The organism is Streptomyces sp. NPDC029014, from assembly GCF_055564695.1.
The window spans coordinates 15,852-35,519 of record NZ_JBVHVT010000059.1 but is presented as its reverse complement, the minus strand read 5'-3'; the positions used below and the strand labels follow the sequence as shown (position 1 = coordinate 35,519).

Annotated in this window: 11 protein-coding genes; 7 read left to right on the top strand and 4 right to left on the bottom strand. The window is 68.6% G+C overall.

What is annotated here, in order from left to right:
* Nucleotide 1: 1 nt before the first annotated feature.
* Nucleotides 2-1,129, top strand: a complete 1,128-nt coding sequence (locus ACZ4VL_RS28050; RefSeq protein ID WP_468205131.1) for an MAB_1171c family putative transporter — start codon at nt 2-4, stop codon at nt 1,127-1,129.
* Nucleotides 1,130-1,137: 8 nt separating this feature from the next.
* Nucleotides 1,138-2,349 carry a metal-dependent hydrolase family protein gene (locus tag ACZ4VL_RS28045; protein WP_468205129.1) on the top strand — a complete coding sequence of 404 codons (1,212 nt, stop codon included), beginning with the start codon at nt 1,138-1,140 and terminating at the stop codon, nt 2,347-2,349.
* A gap of 192 nt (nt 2,350-2,541) precedes the next feature.
* Here ACZ4VL_RS28045 and ACZ4VL_RS28040 read toward each other — a convergent pair whose 3' ends face one another.
* Together ACZ4VL_RS28040 and ACZ4VL_RS28035 are read right to left on the bottom strand one after the other, a co-directional pair.
* Nucleotides 2,542-2,850: a hypothetical protein gene (locus tag ACZ4VL_RS28040; RefSeq protein ID WP_468205127.1), complete on the bottom strand. Its 309-nt coding sequence runs from the start codon at nt 2,848-2,850 to the stop codon at nt 2,542-2,544.
* A 400-nt stretch (nt 2,851-3,250) separates the two neighbouring features.
* Nucleotides 3,251-4,102: a hypothetical protein gene (locus ACZ4VL_RS28035; protein ID WP_468205125.1), complete on the bottom strand. Its 852-nt coding sequence runs from the start codon at nt 4,100-4,102 to the stop codon at nt 3,251-3,253.
* Between the two features lie 575 nt (nt 4,103-4,677).
* On the opposite strand from ACZ4VL_RS28035, the gene ACZ4VL_RS28030 reads away from it, so the two are divergent.
* From ACZ4VL_RS28030 to ACZ4VL_RS28015, 4 genes are all read left to right on the top strand, one after another.
* A complete protein-coding gene (locus ACZ4VL_RS28030) occupies nt 4,678-7,251 on the top strand; it encodes a GmrSD restriction endonuclease domain-containing protein (RefSeq protein WP_468205123.1) in 2,574 nt (857 codons plus the stop codon).
* Between the two features lie 280 nt (nt 7,252-7,531).
* Nucleotides 7,532-8,887: a serine/threonine-protein kinase gene (locus ACZ4VL_RS28025; protein ID WP_468205121.1), complete on the top strand. Its 1,356-nt coding sequence runs from the start codon at nt 7,532-7,534 to the stop codon at nt 8,885-8,887.
* Nucleotides 8,888-9,073: 186 nt separating this feature from the next.
* A complete protein-coding gene (locus ACZ4VL_RS28020; protein ID WP_468205119.1) occupies nt 9,074-12,175 on the top strand; it encodes an SNF2-related protein in 3,102 nt (1,033 codons plus the stop codon).
* A gap of 82 nt (nt 12,176-12,257) precedes the next feature.
* Complete coding sequence (locus ACZ4VL_RS28015) at nt 12,258-17,804, top strand: Eco57I restriction-modification methylase domain-containing protein (protein WP_468205116.1); 5,547 nt, start codon at nt 12,258-12,260, stop codon at nt 17,802-17,804.
* Between the two features lie 70 nt (nt 17,805-17,874).
* Here ACZ4VL_RS28015 and ACZ4VL_RS28010 read toward each other — a convergent pair whose 3' ends face one another.
* Entirely contained in the window at nt 17,875-18,090 is a 216-nt protein-coding gene (locus ACZ4VL_RS28010; RefSeq protein ID WP_468205113.1) for a DUF397 domain-containing protein, read from the bottom strand.
* A complete protein-coding gene (locus ACZ4VL_RS28005; RefSeq protein WP_468205153.1) occupies nt 18,087-18,929 on the bottom strand; it encodes a helix-turn-helix domain-containing protein in 843 nt (280 codons plus the stop codon). The genes ACZ4VL_RS28010 and ACZ4VL_RS28005 overlap by 4 nt, the downstream gene beginning before the upstream one ends.
* Before the next feature lie 147 nt (nt 18,930-19,076).
* On the opposite strand from ACZ4VL_RS28005, the gene ACZ4VL_RS28000 reads away from it, so the two are divergent.
* Complete coding sequence (locus ACZ4VL_RS28000; protein WP_468205110.1) at nt 19,077-19,646, top strand: ATP-binding protein; 570 nt, start codon at nt 19,077-19,079, stop codon at nt 19,644-19,646.
* The last annotated feature ends 22 nt before the right edge of the window (nt 19,647-19,668 follow it).

The window sequence follows — 19,668 nt, the reverse complement described above, 5'->3', positions numbered from 1 at the left end:
CGTGGCACTGTCCTCACTCCTGGGAGCAATCCTCCTCCTGGCGCTCGCCTGGAAGATCCGTCAGCTGGTCACGGCACCCTCCGACAGAGTCCTGCGGTCGGTGACGCTGTGCATCGTCTGCGCGGCACTGTCCTTCCTTCTGGGTCTCAAGGCAGGCGCACGGTACGTCGACTCACTGACCGGCGACGGACTCGCGAAGCTGCTGCAGAACGCACTGCTCCTGGTCCTCGTCTACCTCCTGCAGTGCGTCTTCCTCTACTCGGCATCGGATCGTACGGCGGGCAACGCACGCGCCCGGTGGGAACTGGTACCCCTGGTCGGCGCCATCGGTGTCGCCACCTGGGCGATGACGATCACGCCGGCGGCGGAACGCGCCCACACCTACGCGACGGCGAACATGCGCGAGCCGGGAGTCGCCCTCTTCTACCTCGCGGCGGGTCTGTACCTCGTCTACGGACTGGGCTCGGCCCTGTGGTGGACACTGCGCTACCTACGGGTGTCGCACAAGCCGCTGCGCACCGGACTGTGGATGCTGGTGGCCGCGTTGACCGTCATGGTGCTGATGGGAACGCTTCGCGAGGCGCTCACCGTCATCCGCTGGGCCGGCGACCCCGTACCGGCGGCCCTCATCGTGGGGGCGAAGCTGCTCCTGGACGTCTCGATCCCGCTCTTCGTCGCGGGAATCCTCTATCCCGCGGCCGCCACCCGGTGGTCGACCGTCCGACTGTGGGCGCACCGTCGTCGGATGTACCAGCGCCTGAGCCCCCTGTGGACGGCTCTGCACGAGGCCTTCCCGGAGGACTCGCTCCACCGCACCCCGGCAGAGGGCTGGCGCGACAGGCTGCGCGTCCGCGGGGTCCACCGACGGTACTACCGGCGCGCGATCGAGTGCCGGGACGGGCTCGTACGCATCAGCCCCTACCTCGCAGAGCTGGAAGATCCACAGGACCCCCCGGCCCCGCTCCCACCCGTACGGGCGGCGATGCATCTTCACGAGGCGCTGGCCGCGTACACGGCCGGGGCCCCGGTGCCCGGACGCGCCATTGCCGTGGCCCTGCCCGGAGGAAATGATCTCGACGAGGACGTGAAGCAGCTCGTGGCGCTCTCGGACGCGCTGCGGGCCCGGTAGGAAGGCGCATGATGCACATAGTGGTCTCGGCGGAACGAATGGTCTCCGGCCCCGGGGGGAGGGTGGTCTGCGACGCCGCCGTGCTCGTCCGGGGCGGCGTGATCGTGGCCACCGGACCGCGTACGGAGATCGAGGCACACGCCGAACCCGCGATCCCCCGTCTCCACTTCCCCCACGGCACGATGCTGCCCGGGCTCATCGACGCCCACGTCCACCTCGCGCTCGACGCCGGTCCCGACCCCGTGGAGACCCTGCGGACCTCCTCCGACGCCGAGGTGTACGCCGGGATGGCGAAGCGCGCGGAGCAGCTCCTCGCCACGGGGGTGACGACCGTACGCGATCTCGGTGACCGGGGAGGACTGGCCGTCCGCCTGCGGGACGAGATCGCGGCCGGGCGGCTGCCCGGACCGCGCGTCCTCGCCGCCGGGACGCCGCTGACCGCGCCCGGCGGGCACTGCTGGTTCCTCGGCGGAGAGGTCGAGGGCGTAGCCGCGCTGCGCGCTGCGGTGCGCCGCAACGTGGAAAGCGGCACCGACCTGATCAAGGTGATGGCCACCGGAGGCGGGATCACAAAGGGCGGCCCGCCCGTCTGGCAGTCCCAGTTCACCGTGCGGGAGATGCGCGCCATCGTGGAGGAGGCCCACGGGGCCGGGCTGCCGGTGGCCGCCCACGCACACGGCACCGAGGGCATCGCCGCCGCCGTGGCGGCCGGCGTCGACAGCATCGAGCACTGCACATGGATGGCAAAGGACGGGTTCGACGTACGCGAAGACCTGGTGGCGGCCATGGCGGACCAGGGCATCGCGGTCTGCCCTGCGGCGAGTCCCGACTGGAAGGGCTTTGCGGAGCGCTTCGGCCCGGAGCGGGCCGAGGTGATGTTCCGGCGGATCCGGTGGATGGCCGAGAGCGGAGTACGACTGCTGCCCGGAACGGATGCCGGTGTGCCGCACGCCGTCTTCGACGGCCTCGTCTCCAGCCTGGAGTTCTTCGAGCACATCGGGATGACACCGGCCGAGATCGTCGACCTCGCCACGGCCGGCGCGGCCGAGGCTCTGCACATCGGCCACGAGACCGGACGGCTCGCCCCCGGGCACCGCGCCGACCTGCTCGTCGTGGACGGCGACCCGCTGACCGATCTGGCCGCCCTCCGCTCGGTCCGCCTGGTCCTGGCCGCGGGCCGCCCCCACACCCCGGAAACCGCGCCTTCCCTCCAGTTCTGAGCCACGCGCGCCAGCCCGCGCCACCGGTCGAAGACGGCCGGGCGCCTCAAGACCCGGCCGGGCCGCGGATCAGGCGTCGTCGCGGATGGGCTCCAGGATCGCGACGCACTCCACGTGGTGGGTCATGGGGAAGGGATGAGAATGAAGCATGCCGATAAACCAGCAGGTCAGAGGCCATTGCCAGGTCGCTGATCAGCGTTCGAGATAGGTCCGAGCGTCAAATGAGCGTCGCCAGCCATCTCGCTTGCCCAGCCTCGGTGCGCTCGATCCACTCGCGGCCGGAGGAATAGCCACCTGGTCCTCGCGGCGCCGCCGGCTCTTGCCGTCCCACTCCCAGCACGTCACCGGTACGGCCGCCACGTGGTCGGTTCGTGACAGCTGGGCGATCGCGATGCCAGGCATATGCGGTAGCAGGCCCACTGCGCGTTGGCTGGTCATCACCACGTCTAGATCGAAGGCGTACAGCAGGCCAGGGTGCTTGGCGCGCGAGTCGTCGTCCATGCCGGCGACCGCGTTGTCTCGGGTGACAGGCTATGGGCTCCCGCGCTTGTGCGCCTGATAGTCAACGTCACGTCCTCCACCATGCCAGCGGAGACACTCTGGCCTCAGGACAGGGTGCCCTGCGGGGCGTGAGCTCCTCGCCCAGCCGGCGCGGTCCGAGTCGTAGTTGGCCGACAGGCCGATTCGATGGTGAGGGCCAGCGCGAGCCCGTCATCCGAGGCCGGAAACGGCATTTCGGGAAGGGAGACTGCGACCAGGCCGGTGATGGTGAATCTCTGAAGTTTGGCGATGGCCAGGATCAGGCGTACCCGGCTGTTTCTCGCTTGTCCGCCCGCCCCACGCTGTGGGTCCGGCTGACAGCGGCATCTTGCCCGTGGGTACACCGCGGGCGAATTGCCTCTCACCCTACCGGCCGGGACCCCCTGGTTACGGTTGAGCGGTCGGCGCAGCGGGGGCAGGGGGCGGTCAGGGAAGGTGCCAGGGGACTCGACTCTTCGTCCGCCGCTTCCGGTGACCTGTTGTCGCTGGACGAGGCGCCGGCGACGACGCCGACTCGGTGCAGGGCCTCTCGGAGCGGGGGACAGACCAGGGCGACGCTCGCCAGGCCTGCGGCCGCCAGCAGATCCGAGGCGGCTCCCCCGCCGGGGAAAAGCACCGCCCCGGAAAGGAGACCCGCGGCGACCGCGAGTTTGCCCGCCCCCGCGAGGAGGCGAGTCCTGAGCGGTTCAGTCACCGAGCCCACGGTGTCCGGCTCCGGCGTGTCCGCGAGGAGTGCGGCATCGACGATCACCAGGCTGTTGCGCTGTGCGCGCGGATGGCAGCTGTGGCGTAGGACGTCGGCGACGAGCCTGGAGAGGTCGCGGACGGCGGTCTCACGGTCGGCTCCCTCACCGAAAAGGTAGCGCTGGTTGCCGTCGGCGAGTGCCGCGATCAGGCGTTCCGTGGTCGCCCGCACCCGCCTGCGGGTGGCGGGAGGCATCGTGCGGACTGTGTGCCGTGCCTGGGTGCGCAGGGAGCCGCAGAGCCGTCCGAACACCTTGCCGTGGACGTCGAGAGCCGAATCCTGTGTTCGACTGCCGCCCGGTACAAGCAGCATCTCCAGGAACCGGATCGACTCCACCGTGACCACCCCGGCGGCGTCGGAGACCGCGGTAGCCCGTTCGTCGGCTGCCATGAGCATGACGGACACAGCACCGAAACCGGCAGTGACAGCGAACATCCACAAGGGCGTGACCGTCGTTCGGGCGAGCAATGTCGCCCACCAGAAGGCAACACCACAACCATGACGGGCACCGCCTGGAGGAATACGGAGACGCACCGACCTACGACGATACGGTGCCACCGTTCGATGAGTTCACCCTCGCCCGGGCGCGCTTCCGCTGGTACCCCTCTGCGCTCCAACTCCACGAACAGCGCATCAACGCGCCTCTTGCAGACGCCGCGTCGGATGCGCCACACGCCGGGTACCCGGTACACCCCGCCGCCCAACACACGGGTGCGGGTCCGCCACAGTACGGCGATCAACACCGCCTCGAAGAATGTCCACCAGCCCCAGAGGAACGAGAGGTTCCCGAATTCCGTCCGCGTCATGACGAACAGTGTCACCGACGGCACTGACAGTGATGCCATGCACGGGATCCGACGGCCGCGGTTCAGGCAGTAGCTGACGCCCCGCCGAGTTGCCTTCCGGCAGGTATGAGCCAGTGGCCGTCCGTCAGTTATGCCGTCTCACGAATGCCCGAGGCAAGGGCCTTGCCTGTGAGTGTCGGTGGCAAGCCCTAGGCTCGCTCACGCAGCCACGACCGGATCAGAAGCCGAGGGGGAACCATGCAGGCCAAAGAGACTCTGTTCGCTGATCTCGTACAGGGAAGAGCACAGCAATTCCAAGTGCCCCTATACCAGCGGACGTACTCATGGGCGGAGAAGCAGCTGAACCAGCTGTGGGCTGACATCCAGGAGCAGGCCGAGCTGCTCGAGGCCGGGGAGCAGTCGAGCACCCACTTCCTCGGTTCCGTCGTACTCGCGCCGTCTCCGCAGAACGAGGCCACCTTTCCCCGCTGGCTCGTTGTGGACGGGCAGCAGCGACTGACCACGCTGTCCCTCGCTCTGGCGGCGATCCGCGATCACGTCGCGTCCACGCAACCCGATGAGGCCGAGCGCATCAACGAGGAGTACCTGATCAACAAGCGCAAGACCGGAGACGACCATTTCCGGCTCCTGCCGACCCAGGCCGATCGGCCCCAGTTCGCCGCCCACGTCCGTGGCCCCAAGGGTGCACCCTCCGTCGGTGGGAGCGTCGCCAATGCCTACAGTTTCTTCCGCCGCAAGCTCGTCGCAGCGGATGATCCGGCAGCGCCGCAGGACGTGTTCCGGCTGGAGCAGGCCATAACATCCCGGCTCACTCTCGTGGCGGTGACGGCCGAGCGCGGTGACAACGTGCACCGGATCTTTGAGTCCCTGAACAACACTGGTCTCAAGCTGAGCCAGGCGGACTTGCTGCGCAACTACCTCTTCATGCGGCTGCCCACCCAGGGAGAGCACGTCTACGAGACGTACTGGCTGCCCCTGCAGGCCAGTCTGACCAACGACGAGCTCGAACAGCTCATGTGGCTGCAACTCGTACTCGACGGTGACGACCGGGTACGGCGCCAGGACCTGTACGCGGCCCAGCAGCACCGCTTCGAGCGCGGGGATTCGAGCGAGGAGGCCATCGCGGCGTACATCAGGGAGCTGCACCGCCACAGTTCCCTGTTCCGCCGGATTCTGCACCCGGAAGAGGAGCCGGATCCGGTGGTCCGCGCGCATCTGCGCCGCCTGGACGAGTGGCAGGCCCAGGTCACGTATCCGGCGCTGATGCTGCTGCTCGACCGGCGTGAGCGCGGGGAGCTCGAATCCGCCGAAACGGCTCGCGCCATGTCGTACATCGAGAGCTTCCTGGTACGCCGGATGATCTGCCGCGTCCCGACGAACAACCTCAACAGGATCTTCCAAGCCGTGCCCGGACAGCTGCCTCGCGATCTGCCCGTGGCCGATGGCCTGCACCAGCTCCTCTCCTCGGAGAACCGGTTCTGGCCCGATGACGACGAACTGCGTCACAAGATCCGGACTGCGCCCTTCTACCAGTACGGACGCTGGGACCAGCGCAAAGCGGTGCTGCAGCGCCTGGAGGAGAGCCACGAACACCCCGAACCCGTCGACTTCGCCACCGCGAAGCTCACCATCGAGCACGTCATGCCGCAATCCCCGGGCGACGAGTGGCTGCAGCTGCTGGGCGAGGACGCGGTCGACGGAGAGAGCGCGGAGGACCTGCACGCCCGGCTGCACCACACGCTCGGAAACCTGACGCTCACCGCGGTGAACTCGGAGCTCTCCAACCACCCCTTCCAGCGCAAGCAGGATCTGCTCCAGGCCAGCCACCTGGAGATGAACCGCCGCATCGCCGCCACCGAGCGCTGGGGCGCGGCGGAGATCCTGGCCCGCGCCGACGAACTCGCCGACCGCTCGATCGAGCTGTGGCCGGCCCCGCTGCGCGGGGTCGGCCGGGCAGAGCGCAGCCGCGACTGGCAGTTGGCCCACCAGATCCTCGCGGCGCTCCCCCACGGTACGTGGACGTCCTACGGCGACCTTGCCGCCTTCATCGGCTCCGGAGCCCAGGCCGTCGGTAACCACCTGGCCGACAGTGCGGGCGTCGCCAACGCGTACCGGGTCCTGACGGCCGACGGAAAAGTGGCTGACGGCTTCCGATGGGCTTCGCCGGAGGAGGGAGGCGACGTCCGTACCCGACTGGCCGCCGACGGGATCCACTTCACGGTGAGCGGGGCAGCCGACCCGGCCCAGCGCCTCACCGCTGACGACCTCGCTCTTCTGGTCGTCGGCACCGATGACGAGGCAGCCGGCGAGGACCCCGTGCAGCGCACTGGTGAGGACAATCAGGCCGGTGAGACGCGAGCCGAGCGCTTCTTCCAACAACTCTCCGCGGACGACTCCCCCGAAACGGTAGAGGCAGTGCGTAACCTCTTCGCCCGCTGGGAGGCACTCGGCGGCTGGATCGGCCATGGGGCAGGGCGCGTCACCACGAGCGCGTTCCTCATGCTCGGTGAGGCGGGCCCCCCGGGCCCCGGCATCTGGCCGCTCACGCTCTACCCCGGCAGCGGGCGCGGCGGGACGGCCGAGGTGGTGTTCCAGTACCTGGCCGCCCGCGAGCCGTTCAACGACCGCGGGTTGCGCGCCGAACTCCTCCGGCGCCTCAACGAGATGGAGGGAATCGACATCTCAGAGGGGAGGTTGGAACTTCGCCCCAACATCCGACTGTCACTGCTGGAGAAGGAGCCCAACCTCAGGCTCCTCACCGAAGCCTTGGTGTGGTTCCGAGACCGCTGGGAGGAGCGCGAGGGGGCCTGAGCATCCAGCCTGCGGCGCCGCGCTGAGGCCGAGCGCTGCAACTCGGCGGGGCGCGACCCTGGTTCCTCCCTCGGGTAGGCAGGCCCTCCGGAACTGCCTACCCGAGGGAGGAACCTGACCGGATTCGGTCGATCTTGTGCTGAGCCGCCGTAGACTGGCGGCAAGCTGTGTGCGCTGTCGGCCGGCACGGCCGCCCGCAGCACCCGACCAGTCCGGTCTGCTCCAGCTCCATATCGCCGACTGGATCCCAGGTACGACACGGGTGGGGGATGCAGGCGCCATGAAAGAGCTGAACACCGAGACGGATCCGGCGGTACTGGGCCCGTTCGAGCTGCTCGCCGTGCTCGGCCAGGGGGGAATGGGCCGCACGTACCTGGCGCGCAAGCTGCAGTTGGCCCACCTCGGTCCGGAGCTGGAGACGACCTACCACTTGATCGCCGACGACGCGAGCGCCGGCCCGGTGCTGGCAGCCGTCAAGGTGATCAAGCCTGAGAATTTGCGGGACAGCACTGAGCACTCCGAGGACAAAGCGCGGGCCCGGTTCGCCCAGGAGATCCAGACGATGGGGACGGTGGCGAGCGCCCGGGTGCCCTCGCTCATCGGCGCCGACCCAGACGCGGCGCAGCCCTGGCTGGCCATGGACTACGTACACGGCCCCACACTGCACAAGCTCGTCCAGACCTGCGGCCCGCTCGGTGTGGGGCCGTACGCGGCGCTGGGTCTCGCCCTCGTGGATGCCCTGCGGGCCATCCACGAGGTCAAGCTGCTCCATCGGGATCTGAAGCCGGGGAACATCGCGATCGGGCCGCAGGGGCCGGTCGTCCTCGACTTCGGACTCGCGGTGCTCACCGAACGCGACAGCGACGCCGCTCTGACCAAGACCGGTGCAGGCTTCGGCACCGCCACCTACATGTCGCTGGAGCAGGCGACGGACGCCAAGCACGTGAAGGAGCCCGCCGACATCTACTCGCTCGGCGCGGTCCTCTTCTACGCCGCCGCCAAGCGTCCTCCCTACCCCTACGGTCCGATGCCCTCGGACCCCAGCTGGACCGGAGTGGCGTTGGACTACCTGCCGCTCCTCGCGCGCATCCTGGTCCATGCGCCGAGCCAGCGCCCTTCGCTCGACGAGATCGAAAAGGATCTCCTCCAGCTGCTCGCCACGCACGACCTGACCGCCGAGGCCGCCGCCGCCCAGCTCCAGGCCGTCGTCGACGGATCCGGGCTCGTCCCTGAACTGCCCGAGGAAGCTCTGACGGACGAGCCCGACCCGGCGGTGCAGCAGGCCGCGCAGCAGGCCGTGAACCAGGGAGCACCCCCCGATGCCCCGTGGGCCGCCGAGGGCACCGACCTGTTCGCAGAGTTCCTCGCGGACGAGGAACCTGCCGTGGATCTCCCGGCAGACGACGGGCCGTATCCGGCGGAATACGTACCCACCGTGCCCGACCCGGCGGCGCATCCCGTACCCGGTCCGGCCGCTCCCAGCGATGTCCCCGCCCAGCCTGGGGTGACCAGCTACCACCTCGCACCCCCACAGCCCCCGGCCGAACCGGAGCCTGCGGCCCCAACGCCTCCGCCTGGGGCACTGCGGACCGCGGAACGGCTCCGCAGGGCATACGCCCACAGCAGCCGGCTCTGACCAGGAGTGACCCCCATCGCCCCCGGCCACCTGCGAAAACAGGCCGAACGACCTCTCCTGCCAGAGGTCGTCCCGCCCTGGGGTTCACCCCCTCGGCGGCATGGGTGCCTCGTCACCCGGTAGAAATGAACCTCTGCGCCCGACTACGGCGTACCCGCACCAGCTCCGACGAAAGGAACTCCAGCCATGCCCGACGCCGCGTCCGGCCTCCCCTCCGGCCCGCCCCCGGCGGGCACGCTGATCGAGGTCCGCGACGAGGAATGGCTGGTCCGCAGCAGCAGCGAGGTACGGCCGGGCGAGTTCAAGATCGAGGCGACGGGCGCTTCCGAGCTGGTCCGCGGCCATCAGGCGCGCTTCCTCACCGCGCTCGACGGCATGCCCCGCATCCTGCGCCCCGAGGACACCGCCCTCGTGCCGGACCGCTCGAAGGGCTACCGGATCGGCCGCCTGCTGCTGGAAGCCGTCCTGCGCAAGACCCCGCTCCCCCAGATCGAGCGCGGCCTCGCCCTGACCGAGGGCTTCCTGCTGGACCGCATGGACTACCAGCTGCGGCCCGCCGCCAAGGCCCTGGCCAACCCGCTGCGGCCGCGCCTGCTGATCGGTGACGTGGTCGGCCTCGGCAAGACCCTGGAGATCGGCATCCTTTTGGGCGAGCTGATCCGCCGGGGCCGCGGCGAACGCATCCTCGTCGTCACTCCGGCCCCGGTGCTGGAGCAGTTCCAGCACGAGATGTGGACGCGGTTCTCGCTGCCGCTGGTACGCCTGGACAGCGCGGGCATCTCGCGGATCGAGCGGAAGATCCCGACCGGCCGCAACCCGTTCACGTACTACAAGCGGGTCATCATCTCGATGGACACGCTCAAGAACGCCAACCGCTACGGGCCGTGGCTGCAGAACATCAAGTGGGACGCGGTCGTCATCGACGAGTCGCACAACCTGATCAACCAGGGCAGCGACCGCCGTGCCCTCGCCGACCTGCTGGCCAAGCAGACCGACGCACTCATCCTCGCCAGCGCCACCCCCCACAACGGCGATATGCGGGCCTTCACCGGCCTGATCCGGCTGCTCGACCCGATGGCCGTCAAGGATCCGGCAGATCCCAAGGCCGCCGAGCTGCACCACCTCATGCTCCGCCGGACCAAGGTCAGCGATGAGGTCGCGCAGGCCCTCGAAGGATCCTGGGCGCCCCGCGGCGAGTCCCGCCCGATCCATTGCACGGCCGGCGAACTGGAGGAAGAGGTCTTCTCCGAGCTGGCCACCACCTGGCTGAAGAACCCGGACACCAAGGGCGCCGACCACCTCTTCCCGTACGTCCTGCTGAAGTCCTTCCTCTCCTCGCACCGGGCCCTGTTCGTCACGGCCCGCGAGAAGCTCGCCAAGCTGGGCCACGCCCTCCCAGAGGGCCACAAGAAAGTCACCGAGCCGCCGCTCACCGCCCTGCCCGCGGACTCCTCGAATTCCGAGGTCGCCTCCCTGATTCGGCTCACCGAGCTGGCCCGCCGTATCGAGCATGCAACGCGGACAGGAACGGCCGGCGCCACGTCCAAGCTCGCCAGGCTCGTCGCCGAGCTGCGCGACAACATCGGCGTGAAGCCCGGCAGCGCCACCCGGGCCGTGGTCTTCTCCGAGCGCCGCGAGACCCTCAACTGGCTCGGCGCGGTGCTGCCCGCCCTGCTCGGCTGGAAAGACAAGAACGCCGGCGAGGCCGCCGTCAAGGTCATGCACAGCGAGATCTCCGACACCGTCCAGATGGACTACGTCGACGAGTTCGCACGGGCCGGCAGCGACGTCCGGGTGCTGCTGACCGGCGACGGTGCCTCCGAGGGCGTCAACCTGCACCGCCAGTGCAACCATCTGATCCACTGGGACCTGCCCTGGAGCCTGATCCGGGTCGAGCAGCGCAACGGCCGCATCGACCGCTACGGGCAGACCCGGCCGCCGGAGTTCCGCGCCCTGCTGCTCACCAGCGCGGTCGAGGGCGCCCTGGACGACCGTACGATCGCCGAGAAGGTCCTCGCCCGCGAGGCGGAGGTCCACCGGGTCCTGGGCGCGGTCGAGGCCGCGACCAAGGAGAACGACGGGGACCGCGAGGAACGCCGGGTGATGGAGGCCCTGCTCCGGCGTGCCACCCCCGAGGAGGCCGTCGCGGACCTGGAGTCCGTCCCGGTGGAGGGCGCGGCCGGGCCGGGCCTGCCCGCGGGGCAACTCCCGGTCGAGCGGCAGACGATGAGCGAGTTCGGCACCGGACCGGACCCGCTGGACGGCCCGTACGACGCCCAGTCCTTCGACGAGAACGCCGAATTCGACTTCGACCTCGACATCGACCTGGACGACTTCGGCAGCTTCGCACCGGCGGATCAGGAGCCCGACCCGGCGCCGACTCCCCGGCCCACCGCCCACGCCGCCGACATCCCCACGGTCGACGGGCTCCGCCTCTTCGCGGACTCCCCGGAACGCAACCGCCACGAGTACGTGCTCGCCGGCCTGGCCGAGCTCGCCGACCTGGAGTCCTTCCGCCTGGACACCACCAGTGAGGGCACCGACCTCAGCTTCGACACCCCCGAGGACCTGGCCGACCGCCTCGACGTCCTGCCTCCCGGCTACCTCCGGGACCAGAACATCACCCGCCGGATGAAGCTCACCTTCAGCCGCGAGGACGCCACCGAGTCCCTGAAGCGGGCCCGTGAGGACTCCGGCTCCAGCTCGCTCTGGCCGGACGCCCACTACGTCGGCGAGCTGCACCCGGTGGTGGAGTGGATCACCGACAAGGTGCTGGTCCAGTTCGGACGCCAGCAGGCCCGCGTCCTCCAGGTCGACCCGAAGGCCGCGCCCTCCCCGGTGTTCCTGACCCAGGGCGTCTGGTCCAACGCGGAGGGCCGCCCCACCGTCGTCGCCTGGCTCGCCATCGACCGCCTGGACGAGGCGGAACCACGGGTACGGGAGCTCACCCCCGAGCTGCTGGCCGAGCTGGGCGTCGGCCCTGATATGGAAGACCACTGGGCGGCGGGCGACACCGACGCGCTCCAGCCACTGGTCCCCCTGGCCGTCGCCGAGACCCGCAACCACCTGGCGGGCCTCCGGAAGGTGGCCGACACGGAGGTGGACGAACCGCTGCGGGCGTACGAGCGCAGCGTCGGCGACTGGCAGCAGCAGGCACTGCCCGGCTTCGCCGGCGGCCGCACCGCCCGCGACGAGGCCGCCGACCGCCTGGCGGGGGCCGCCGAGCGGCTGCGGACCTCCGGTGACCCGATGGTCCGGGTCCTGGCTGTCCTGGAGCCGGGCGCATGACCGGCCCCACCGATCTCCGCCGGGCCCCGGCCTCGGGCCCCACTGATCTTCCCTTTCCGAACCGCGAGCAGGAGCCGCAGGCGTGACGTTCGACTCCCTGATCAACGAGAGCGAGTACTTCCCCTCGTTCTACCTGGACGACATCCTGCCCAAGCAGCTCGCGAGCGGCCCGCTGAAGGAATGGGCGGCGCTGGAGCGGCAGGGCCAGGACACGCCCCGGCAGAAACTGCGCAACCTGACCCGCCCCTACATGGACGTACGGGCGGTGCTCGGCCCGGACGCCGAGAAGTACAACGGGGAGCCGTACGCGCCGGCCCTGGCCGCGCAGGAGGCGGCGGCCGCCGTGCTGAAGGCGGTGGCCGAGGACGCTGAGCCGCCTGCCTTCCTGCCCGCCCCGGCCCCCGAGGCCGACACGGCCGACACCACCACCGCCACCGCCGAGGACGAGTGGCGCACCGCCCTGGCCGGGTGGCACCAGCGCCTGCTGACTGCCCTGGACTTCACCCCGAACCCGGGCCACTTCACGGCCCACACCCCGACCGGCCCGGTCGCCGCCCCGGTCGCCCACCACGAGCCCGGACTCGTGGTCCTGACCGGCGGATTCGCCGAGGACCTGGATGCGACGCGCGGCAACGGTGCCGCCAACCAGCTGCCGGCCCCGGTCCGCATCTCCGCCTCGAAGACCCTGACCACCGTCCGCGAGCTCGCCTCCTGGCTGCTGAACGCCGAGAACGCGCCGCGCTACGCTCTGCTGCTGTTCGGCGGCGTGGTGATCCTCGCCGACCGGCAGGCGTTCTCGCGGGGCCGCTACCTGGCCGTGAACCTGGACACCGCGCTGCCGCGCAAGGCCGCCAAAGGCGCCCAGGCAAACGAGATCGACCTGATCGCCGCCATCTTCGCGGCCTCTTCGCTGCGCCCGCGCGAGGACGGCTCGGACGACGAGATCGCCAAGCTGGTCACCGCCTCCCGCGACCACTCGGTGGGCGTCACCGCCGAACTGCGGGTCGGCCTCCAGAAGTCCGTCCAGCTGATCGCCAACGAGGTCCTGGAGCGCGCCCGCGAGGAGCACGGCGTCCACCCCGAGGACCTCGCCGAATGGCTCCCCGACGTCCTGAAGGAGCGGGGCGACCTGCCGCGCCTGCTGACCGAGGAGTCGCTGCGGTACCTGTACCGCATCCTGTTCCTGCTGTACGCGGAGGCCCGGCCGGAGCTGAACATCCTGCCGGTGAAGGACGAGGAGTACGCGAGCGGGTACAGCGTGGCCCGGCTGCGCGAGCTCGTCGTACAGGAGAAGCTGAGCAGCGCCTCGCGCGACCGCTTCCACTTCCACGAGTCGCTGTCCCTGCTCTTCGAGAAGGTGTTCACCGGCCACCCGGTGGCGAACACGATCACCGACCGGGACGCGCTCCGCGAGGAGGCCCCGGCGCTGGTCGAGGACGACGGGTACGAGGGAGTACGCATCGAGGCGCTGCGGTCCCGGCTGTTCGACCCGGAGTCGATAGGGCTGGTCGGCCGGCGGATCGAGTACCGGGGAACGGAGCGCCCGGACGGCTCCCCGGCCCCGTCGCAGCCGCTGGACCTGCGGCTGCGGAACAAGGTGCTGCACCAGGTGCTGCGCAACCTGACCCTGGTGGAGGGCCGCGGCAAGGGCCGGGGCGGGTTCATCAGCTACGCCAACCTCAGCATCAACCACCTGGGGGCGGTGTACGAGGGCCTGATGTCGTATACCGGTTTCATCGCCACCGAGCCGATGTACGAGGTCGCCAAGGGCGGCAACCCGGAGGGCGGCTCCTGGCTGATCACCCGCGGCCAGGCGGCATCCGGTCTCTACCCGGATGCGGTGGGTGAGAGCGTCTTCGTCAAGGAGGACGCCATCAACCCGGAGACGGGTAGGCCGGACTCCGTACTTCACCCGGTTGGCTCGTACGTGTACCGGCTGGCGGGCCGGGACCGGCAGACCAGCGCCTCGTATTACACTCCGGAGTCACTGACCCAGGCGACGGTCGAGCAGACGCTGCGCTTCCGCCTGGACGACGAGGGCCGCTTCGACCCGCGCGAGCCGGAGAAGTCCGAGGTGCGGGCGGCTGAGGTACTGCGGTGGCGGGTGTGTGAGCCCGCGCTCGGCTCGGGCGCGTTCCTCAACGAGGCCGTCAACCAGCTGGCGGAGCTGTACCTGAAGCTGGCGCAGCACGAGCGCGGCGAGCAGATCGACGCGGAGGAGTACCCGCGCGAGCTTCAGAAGGTGAAGGCGTACATCGCCCTGCACAACGCGTACGGGGTGGACCTCAACAAGACGGCGGTCGAGCTGGCGGAGATCTCGCTCTGGCTCAACACCATGTACCCGGGCATGCGCGCGCCCTGGTACGGGCTGCACCTGCACCGGGGCAACTCGCTGATCGGCGCGGCCCGGAAGATCTACTCGGGGAAGCTGAGCGAGGGCGGCTGGCTCAAGTCCACCAACCAACGGGCACCCCGAGTCCTTCCCCTGACGGAGAAACTGCCGGGGCGGGCGGTGCACCAGTTCCTGGTGCCGGCGCTGGGCTGGGGCTCGATCTACAACGAATTGTCGGTGCGGAAGGGCACTGGACAGCCCGTGGTGGCGGGGGCTGTCGCGGAATGGCTGGACCCCAATCTCATCGAGGCGATGAAGAAGTGGCGTTCGGGGATCCGGAGCGCGCCAAAGGGAACGAAGAAGCCGACCGCCAAGGCCTCGACATCGAAGACCCAGGAGCAGGTCATTGCAGCCGAGGAGAAGTCCGGTCAGGGCGCCTTCGACCTGGGCCTGGAGATCTGGGAACAGCCCGGCCTGGACCTGACCGCCTCCGAGAAGCCGGCGCGGTCTGCGCCGAAGCCCAAGCCGAAGGCCGACGAGGAGGACGAGACCCCGGGCGGCCGCACCCAGACCGGTCGGCTGATGGCTCTGGCCGAGCGGGTGGAGTACCTGTGGGGCCTGGTCAGGCTCCGCCTGGAGCTGTCGGAGCAGGAGATCTCCCGCGGTATCCCCGTGTGGGGCGCAGAGACGGATTGCGCTGACCGTTCCGGCCCGGTGATGGACCGCGAGGCGGTCCGCCAGGCCCTGCACGCGCCGGGTAGCCCGTACTGGCGGCTGAAGCAGGTCATGGACGCGTGGTGCGCGCTGTGGTTCTGGCCATTGGAGGAAGTTGCCCTGCTGGACGGGACGCACCCGGACTACTTCCACGGCGACCAGGACCTGACCAAGCTCAAAAAGGGCTTCGACAAGGACCGCAAGGTCGCGTTGCGGAACCTGGACGACTGGATCGAATTCGCCGAGGCCGTGGTGGGCCGTGTGGATGTCGATTCGGCCAAGGGCACGGCCTCGCTGTTCGTGGTGCCGCAGGTCAAGCGTCTGGAAGACCTGGACCAGGTCGAGACCGTTCTCGACGACAAGATGACTGAGCTGGAGGGCTGGCTGGACTTCATCAGCCTGGGTGACGTGTTCCCGTGGCACGGCACGGTCCAGCGCATCGCGAAGGAGCGTGGCTTCTGCCACTGGGAGCTGGACTTCGCGCACGTGTTTGCGGAGGGCGGCTTCGACCTGATGGTGGGCAACCCGCCGTGGGTCAAGCAGGAGTGGAAGGAAGGCGAAGTCCTCGCGGAGTTCGAGCCCTGGTTCGAGCTCGCGGACAAGCCGAGCAACGAAGCATGGGGCGAGCGCAAAACGGCCGTCCTGGACCGGGCGGATGCGCGATCAGCATTCATGGGCGAGTTGGCAGACTCGGCGGCACTGTCCGGGTACCTGGCGTCAGTGGACGCCTACCCGGAGCTGGCGCGGACGCAGCCGGATCTGTATCGCGCCTTTATGGTCCTATCTTGGCGAACAACTGGAGCTAGGGGCTCGGCGGGATTGATCCACCCTTCAACTCACCTGACTGGCCCCAAGGAAGGGACACTGAGACAGGCCGCCTATGAGCACCTAAAGCTCCACGCGGACTTCGCGAATGAACTCGAGCTGTTCGCCAAGCCCGTGATGAATGACACCCACTTCAGCATCAACGTATACACGGGCCGCCAGCATAAAATCGGCTTCCAACATCTCACCTGGCTCTTCCATCCGACGGTACTCCTTCAGTCATTGCGTCACGACGGATCGGGACGACGCCCGGCAATCAAACGCAAGGACGAAGAGACCGGGAAGTTCACCTGGGATCTGCGCCCCCACAAGAGCAGGATCACCTTTGTAAATACTAAGACCCTTTCGGGATGGAACGATCTTCGCGGAGAGGATGAATCCGTCCCCGAGGACAGCCCGCTCCTATTCCCTGTCACCGTCGAGGAGCAGCAGGCAATCTCAGCTATCGCCGCATGGCCCCACAGGCTGCGGCACCATAACCCGCAAATCAGTCGAGGATTCGATGAAAACATCGATCGAAGTGCTGGTTATTTTGAGCGAAACCCGGGCCCAACAGAGAGCTGGAGCGAAGTAGTACTCCAGGGATCGTTCATCAGCACAGCAACCCCTTACAGCAAGCAGCCGCCACCTGAGGGCTCCAGGTCAATGCGCGACTACCATCCTTGGGATCACGAGCATCTCCCAAGGGGTGCAACACCAAACACCAACTACCGTCGCAAGACCAACATCCAAAGATTCACCGAAAAGCAGGACAAATGGTTCGACGAAGAGGAATATGCGAGCCTTAGCGCTAGCCCGGAGGCCTGGGATACCGAAAAAGCTGCGCTCACAAAAGCGAATCCGGAACTAAAGGGCCAGGATCTGGAAGCGACTATCCGAGCAAGGTTCCGATCGATTAGCACACGACCATACTCGAGCTTCCACCGAGTCGCATGGCGAGAGATGAACCGCGCAAAGAATGAACGCGTACTCCAATCTTGCCTGATCCCGCCCGGCCCGACTCATATTCACGCGCTGAGAAGCATGACCCTAAGCACCTCGAGGGACACAGCCCTCACTGCAGGGTTTTTTGCAGGCATTCCCTGCGAGTATCTGCTGAGGATTACCAACCGGGGACACATGGACGTCTCCGACGCTAAGAGCTTCCCGGCACCCCAGTTGAACCATCCGCTCGCTACCCCACTTCTGGTTCGCGTTCTGCGCCTGAACTGTCAAACGGACGCTTATACCACCCTGTGGGAGAAGTTGTTCGAGGAATCTTGGAATGCTGAGCACTGGGCGGCAAGAACCGCCTGGCCTGCAGAAATGGAACCACTGTCGAAGGGGTTGGAATCTACCTGGACTCTCGACACCCCCCTGCGCGCTGAACTCGCCCGACGAGCCGCACTCGTCGAAATTGACGCTCTAACCGCGGTTTGGCTTGGCATCGCTCAGGAAGAGTTGACAGCTATTTACCAGACAAGATTTCCAGTGCTACAGCAGTACGAAGACCGTATGTGGTTCGACGGCTCCGGGCGACGCATCGCGTACGCGCCCCATGCCAAGGGCTTCGGACAGTCACCAAACGCTTGGAAGCAGCTCAGCTCGCACGAGGACTTCCCGCTGGAAGCGAATGTGCCCGAGGGGTACGAAGGGCCGCTCTATCGGGCGGATCGGGTGAAAGAGATGCGGGCCGCCCACGCGGAGTTCACGCGGCGGATGCGGGCTGCTGGCTGGGAGCCGGGCGATACCGGGCCGCCCGGGTCGGCTGAGGAGTAGGCCGAGGCACCGGATGCGCGAAGCCCGGCCACCTGGATAGGTGGCCGGGCTCCCTTGGCTGGAGCGAGCGTCACGCGCCGTGATCGATGGCCGTCAGTGCGATCAGTCCAGACCACGCCTCGGGTGACACCATCACAACCGGGCCCGCCGGACGCTTCGAGTCGCGGACGTGGACAGCAGCGCCGGTGGTCGCAACCTCCACACACTCGCCGCCCCCACCACCGCTATAGCTGCTCTTGCGCCAGGCGGAGTCCGGCAGCACAGGGTCATTGGGCTGGACAGTCATCTCTCCCCCAGCAGCTTCTCGATGAACATCAACGACTCACGCGGGGTGAGCGCCTGCGACCGGATGATGCCATACCGGGATTCGAGTTCGTGAACCTTGGCGCGGCCGGTGTGCAGGCGGCTGTCGTCCTGTACCTCGGTGTAGGCGATCCGCTCCCCCTGCGCGGTGTCGATCAGGTTGAACGGGCCGCCCATTCCGGCATGGTCCTCACGGTCCACGGGCATGACCTGGATCTCCACGTTGCGCTTCTGGCCGACGAGCAGGATGTGCTCCAACTGCCCGACGAGGACTTCGCGACCGCCGAGGGGCCTGCGCAGCACGAACTCCTCGATCACGAAGCTGAGTAGCGGGGCCGGTCGGCAGTCGAAGATCTCCTGCCGGGCCAGTCGTGCCGACACTCGCTGTTCGATGACGTCGTCATCCAGCAACGGCCGTTGCATGCGGAACACCGTCCGCGCGTATTCCTCGGTCTGCAGGAGGCCGGGAACCGCAATGGCCGCGTACACGTGGAGCGCAACCGCCTTGGCCTCCAACCGCGCCGCATCGCGGAAGAACGCCGGGTACTGCGCCCGCGCCACCTCCTCCTTCAGGGTCTTAAGCAAGCCCCCCGCGCCCAGCTCATCATCCGCCCGGTCGATGAACCTCGGCGGCGGGATGCGGCGCCCCTGCTCATACGACGCGATGCTCGACGCCGAGTAGCCGAGCCGGCGGCCCAACTCCGCCCGTTCGACGCCTGCCGCCACCCGGACCAGCTTCAGCTGGCGGCCGAACGCCGCCACAACTCCCGTACCCGGTTCATCCTCGGGGCGCGGACCTTCGCCCTCCAGCGGCTCGTCCATGCCCAGGTCTTGTTCCACCGGCCTCACCCGCCTGTCCCGCACGCCACGCTCTGCCCCGCGTACACCCCGCGCACCGCCGCGTACAAGCAGCCCGCGTCAGTGCGTCACGTCTGGTCACGCTACGCCACCGCCGGAAGCGTTGTCCGCATGATGGAAGAAGCCACTACCCCCACCGGTGACACCCAAGACAGCACCCCCACCCGCCACTTCGGTATGCGCTTCAGCTCCACCCCGCGCGGCGCCCGGCTCGCGCGCCGCCTCGCCGCCGTACGGCTGGACACCTGGGGGTATCCGTACGATTCCCCCACCCACCGCGACGTGACACTGATCGTCGCCGAGCTCTGCGCCAACGCCATCCAGCACGGGCACGTACCCGGCCGGGACTTCCGGCTCGACCTGACGGCCACCACGTCCACCACGGCCACCGCCCTCCGCGTCGCGGTGACCGACACCCTCACCGAGCGGTACCCCGCCCCGCTCCCTCTCCTCCGCCTCGCCGAGACCGGGCGCGGGATGCACATCGTCCAGGCCCTCGCCGCCCGCTCCGGATGGGGGCCGCGGCCCGAGGGCGGGCCCGGGAAGACCGTCTGGGCCGAGTACGAGGCGGCCCCCCTACCCCGCCCCACCAGCCGGTTCCGGCCGAATCCGGCCGGGGTGTCAGAGGGCGCACGTAAAGTGGACGAGATCGTGTATCGGGCCACGTCACGCGGCCGGTGACGCGAGTCCGGAGAGCAAGCAG

Coding starts and splice junctions, on each gene's coding strand:
- ACZ4VL_RS28005 (WP_468205153.1), bottom strand. CDS start 18,929: ATGGACGAGCCGCTGGAGGGCGAAGGTCCGCGCCCCGAGGATGAACCG.
- ACZ4VL_RS28030 (WP_468205123.1), top strand. CDS start 4,678: ATGCAGGCCAAAGAGACTCTGTTCGCTGATCTCGTACAGGGAAGAGCA.
- ACZ4VL_RS28020 (WP_468205119.1), top strand. CDS start 9,074: ATGCCCGACGCCGCGTCCGGCCTCCCCTCCGGCCCGCCCCCGGCGGGC.
- ACZ4VL_RS28045 (WP_468205129.1), top strand. CDS start 1,138: ATGATGCACATAGTGGTCTCGGCGGAACGAATGGTCTCCGGCCCCGGG.
- ACZ4VL_RS28040 (WP_468205127.1), bottom strand. CDS start 2,850: ATGGACGACGACTCGCGCGCCAAGCACCCTGGCCTGCTGTACGCCTTC.
- ACZ4VL_RS28010 (WP_468205113.1), bottom strand. CDS start 18,090: ATGACTGTCCAGCCCAATGACCCTGTGCTGCCGGACTCCGCCTGGCGC.
- ACZ4VL_RS28000 (WP_468205110.1), top strand. CDS start 19,077: ATGATGGAAGAAGCCACTACCCCCACCGGTGACACCCAAGACAGCACC.
- ACZ4VL_RS28025 (WP_468205121.1), top strand. CDS start 7,532: ATGAAAGAGCTGAACACCGAGACGGATCCGGCGGTACTGGGCCCGTTC.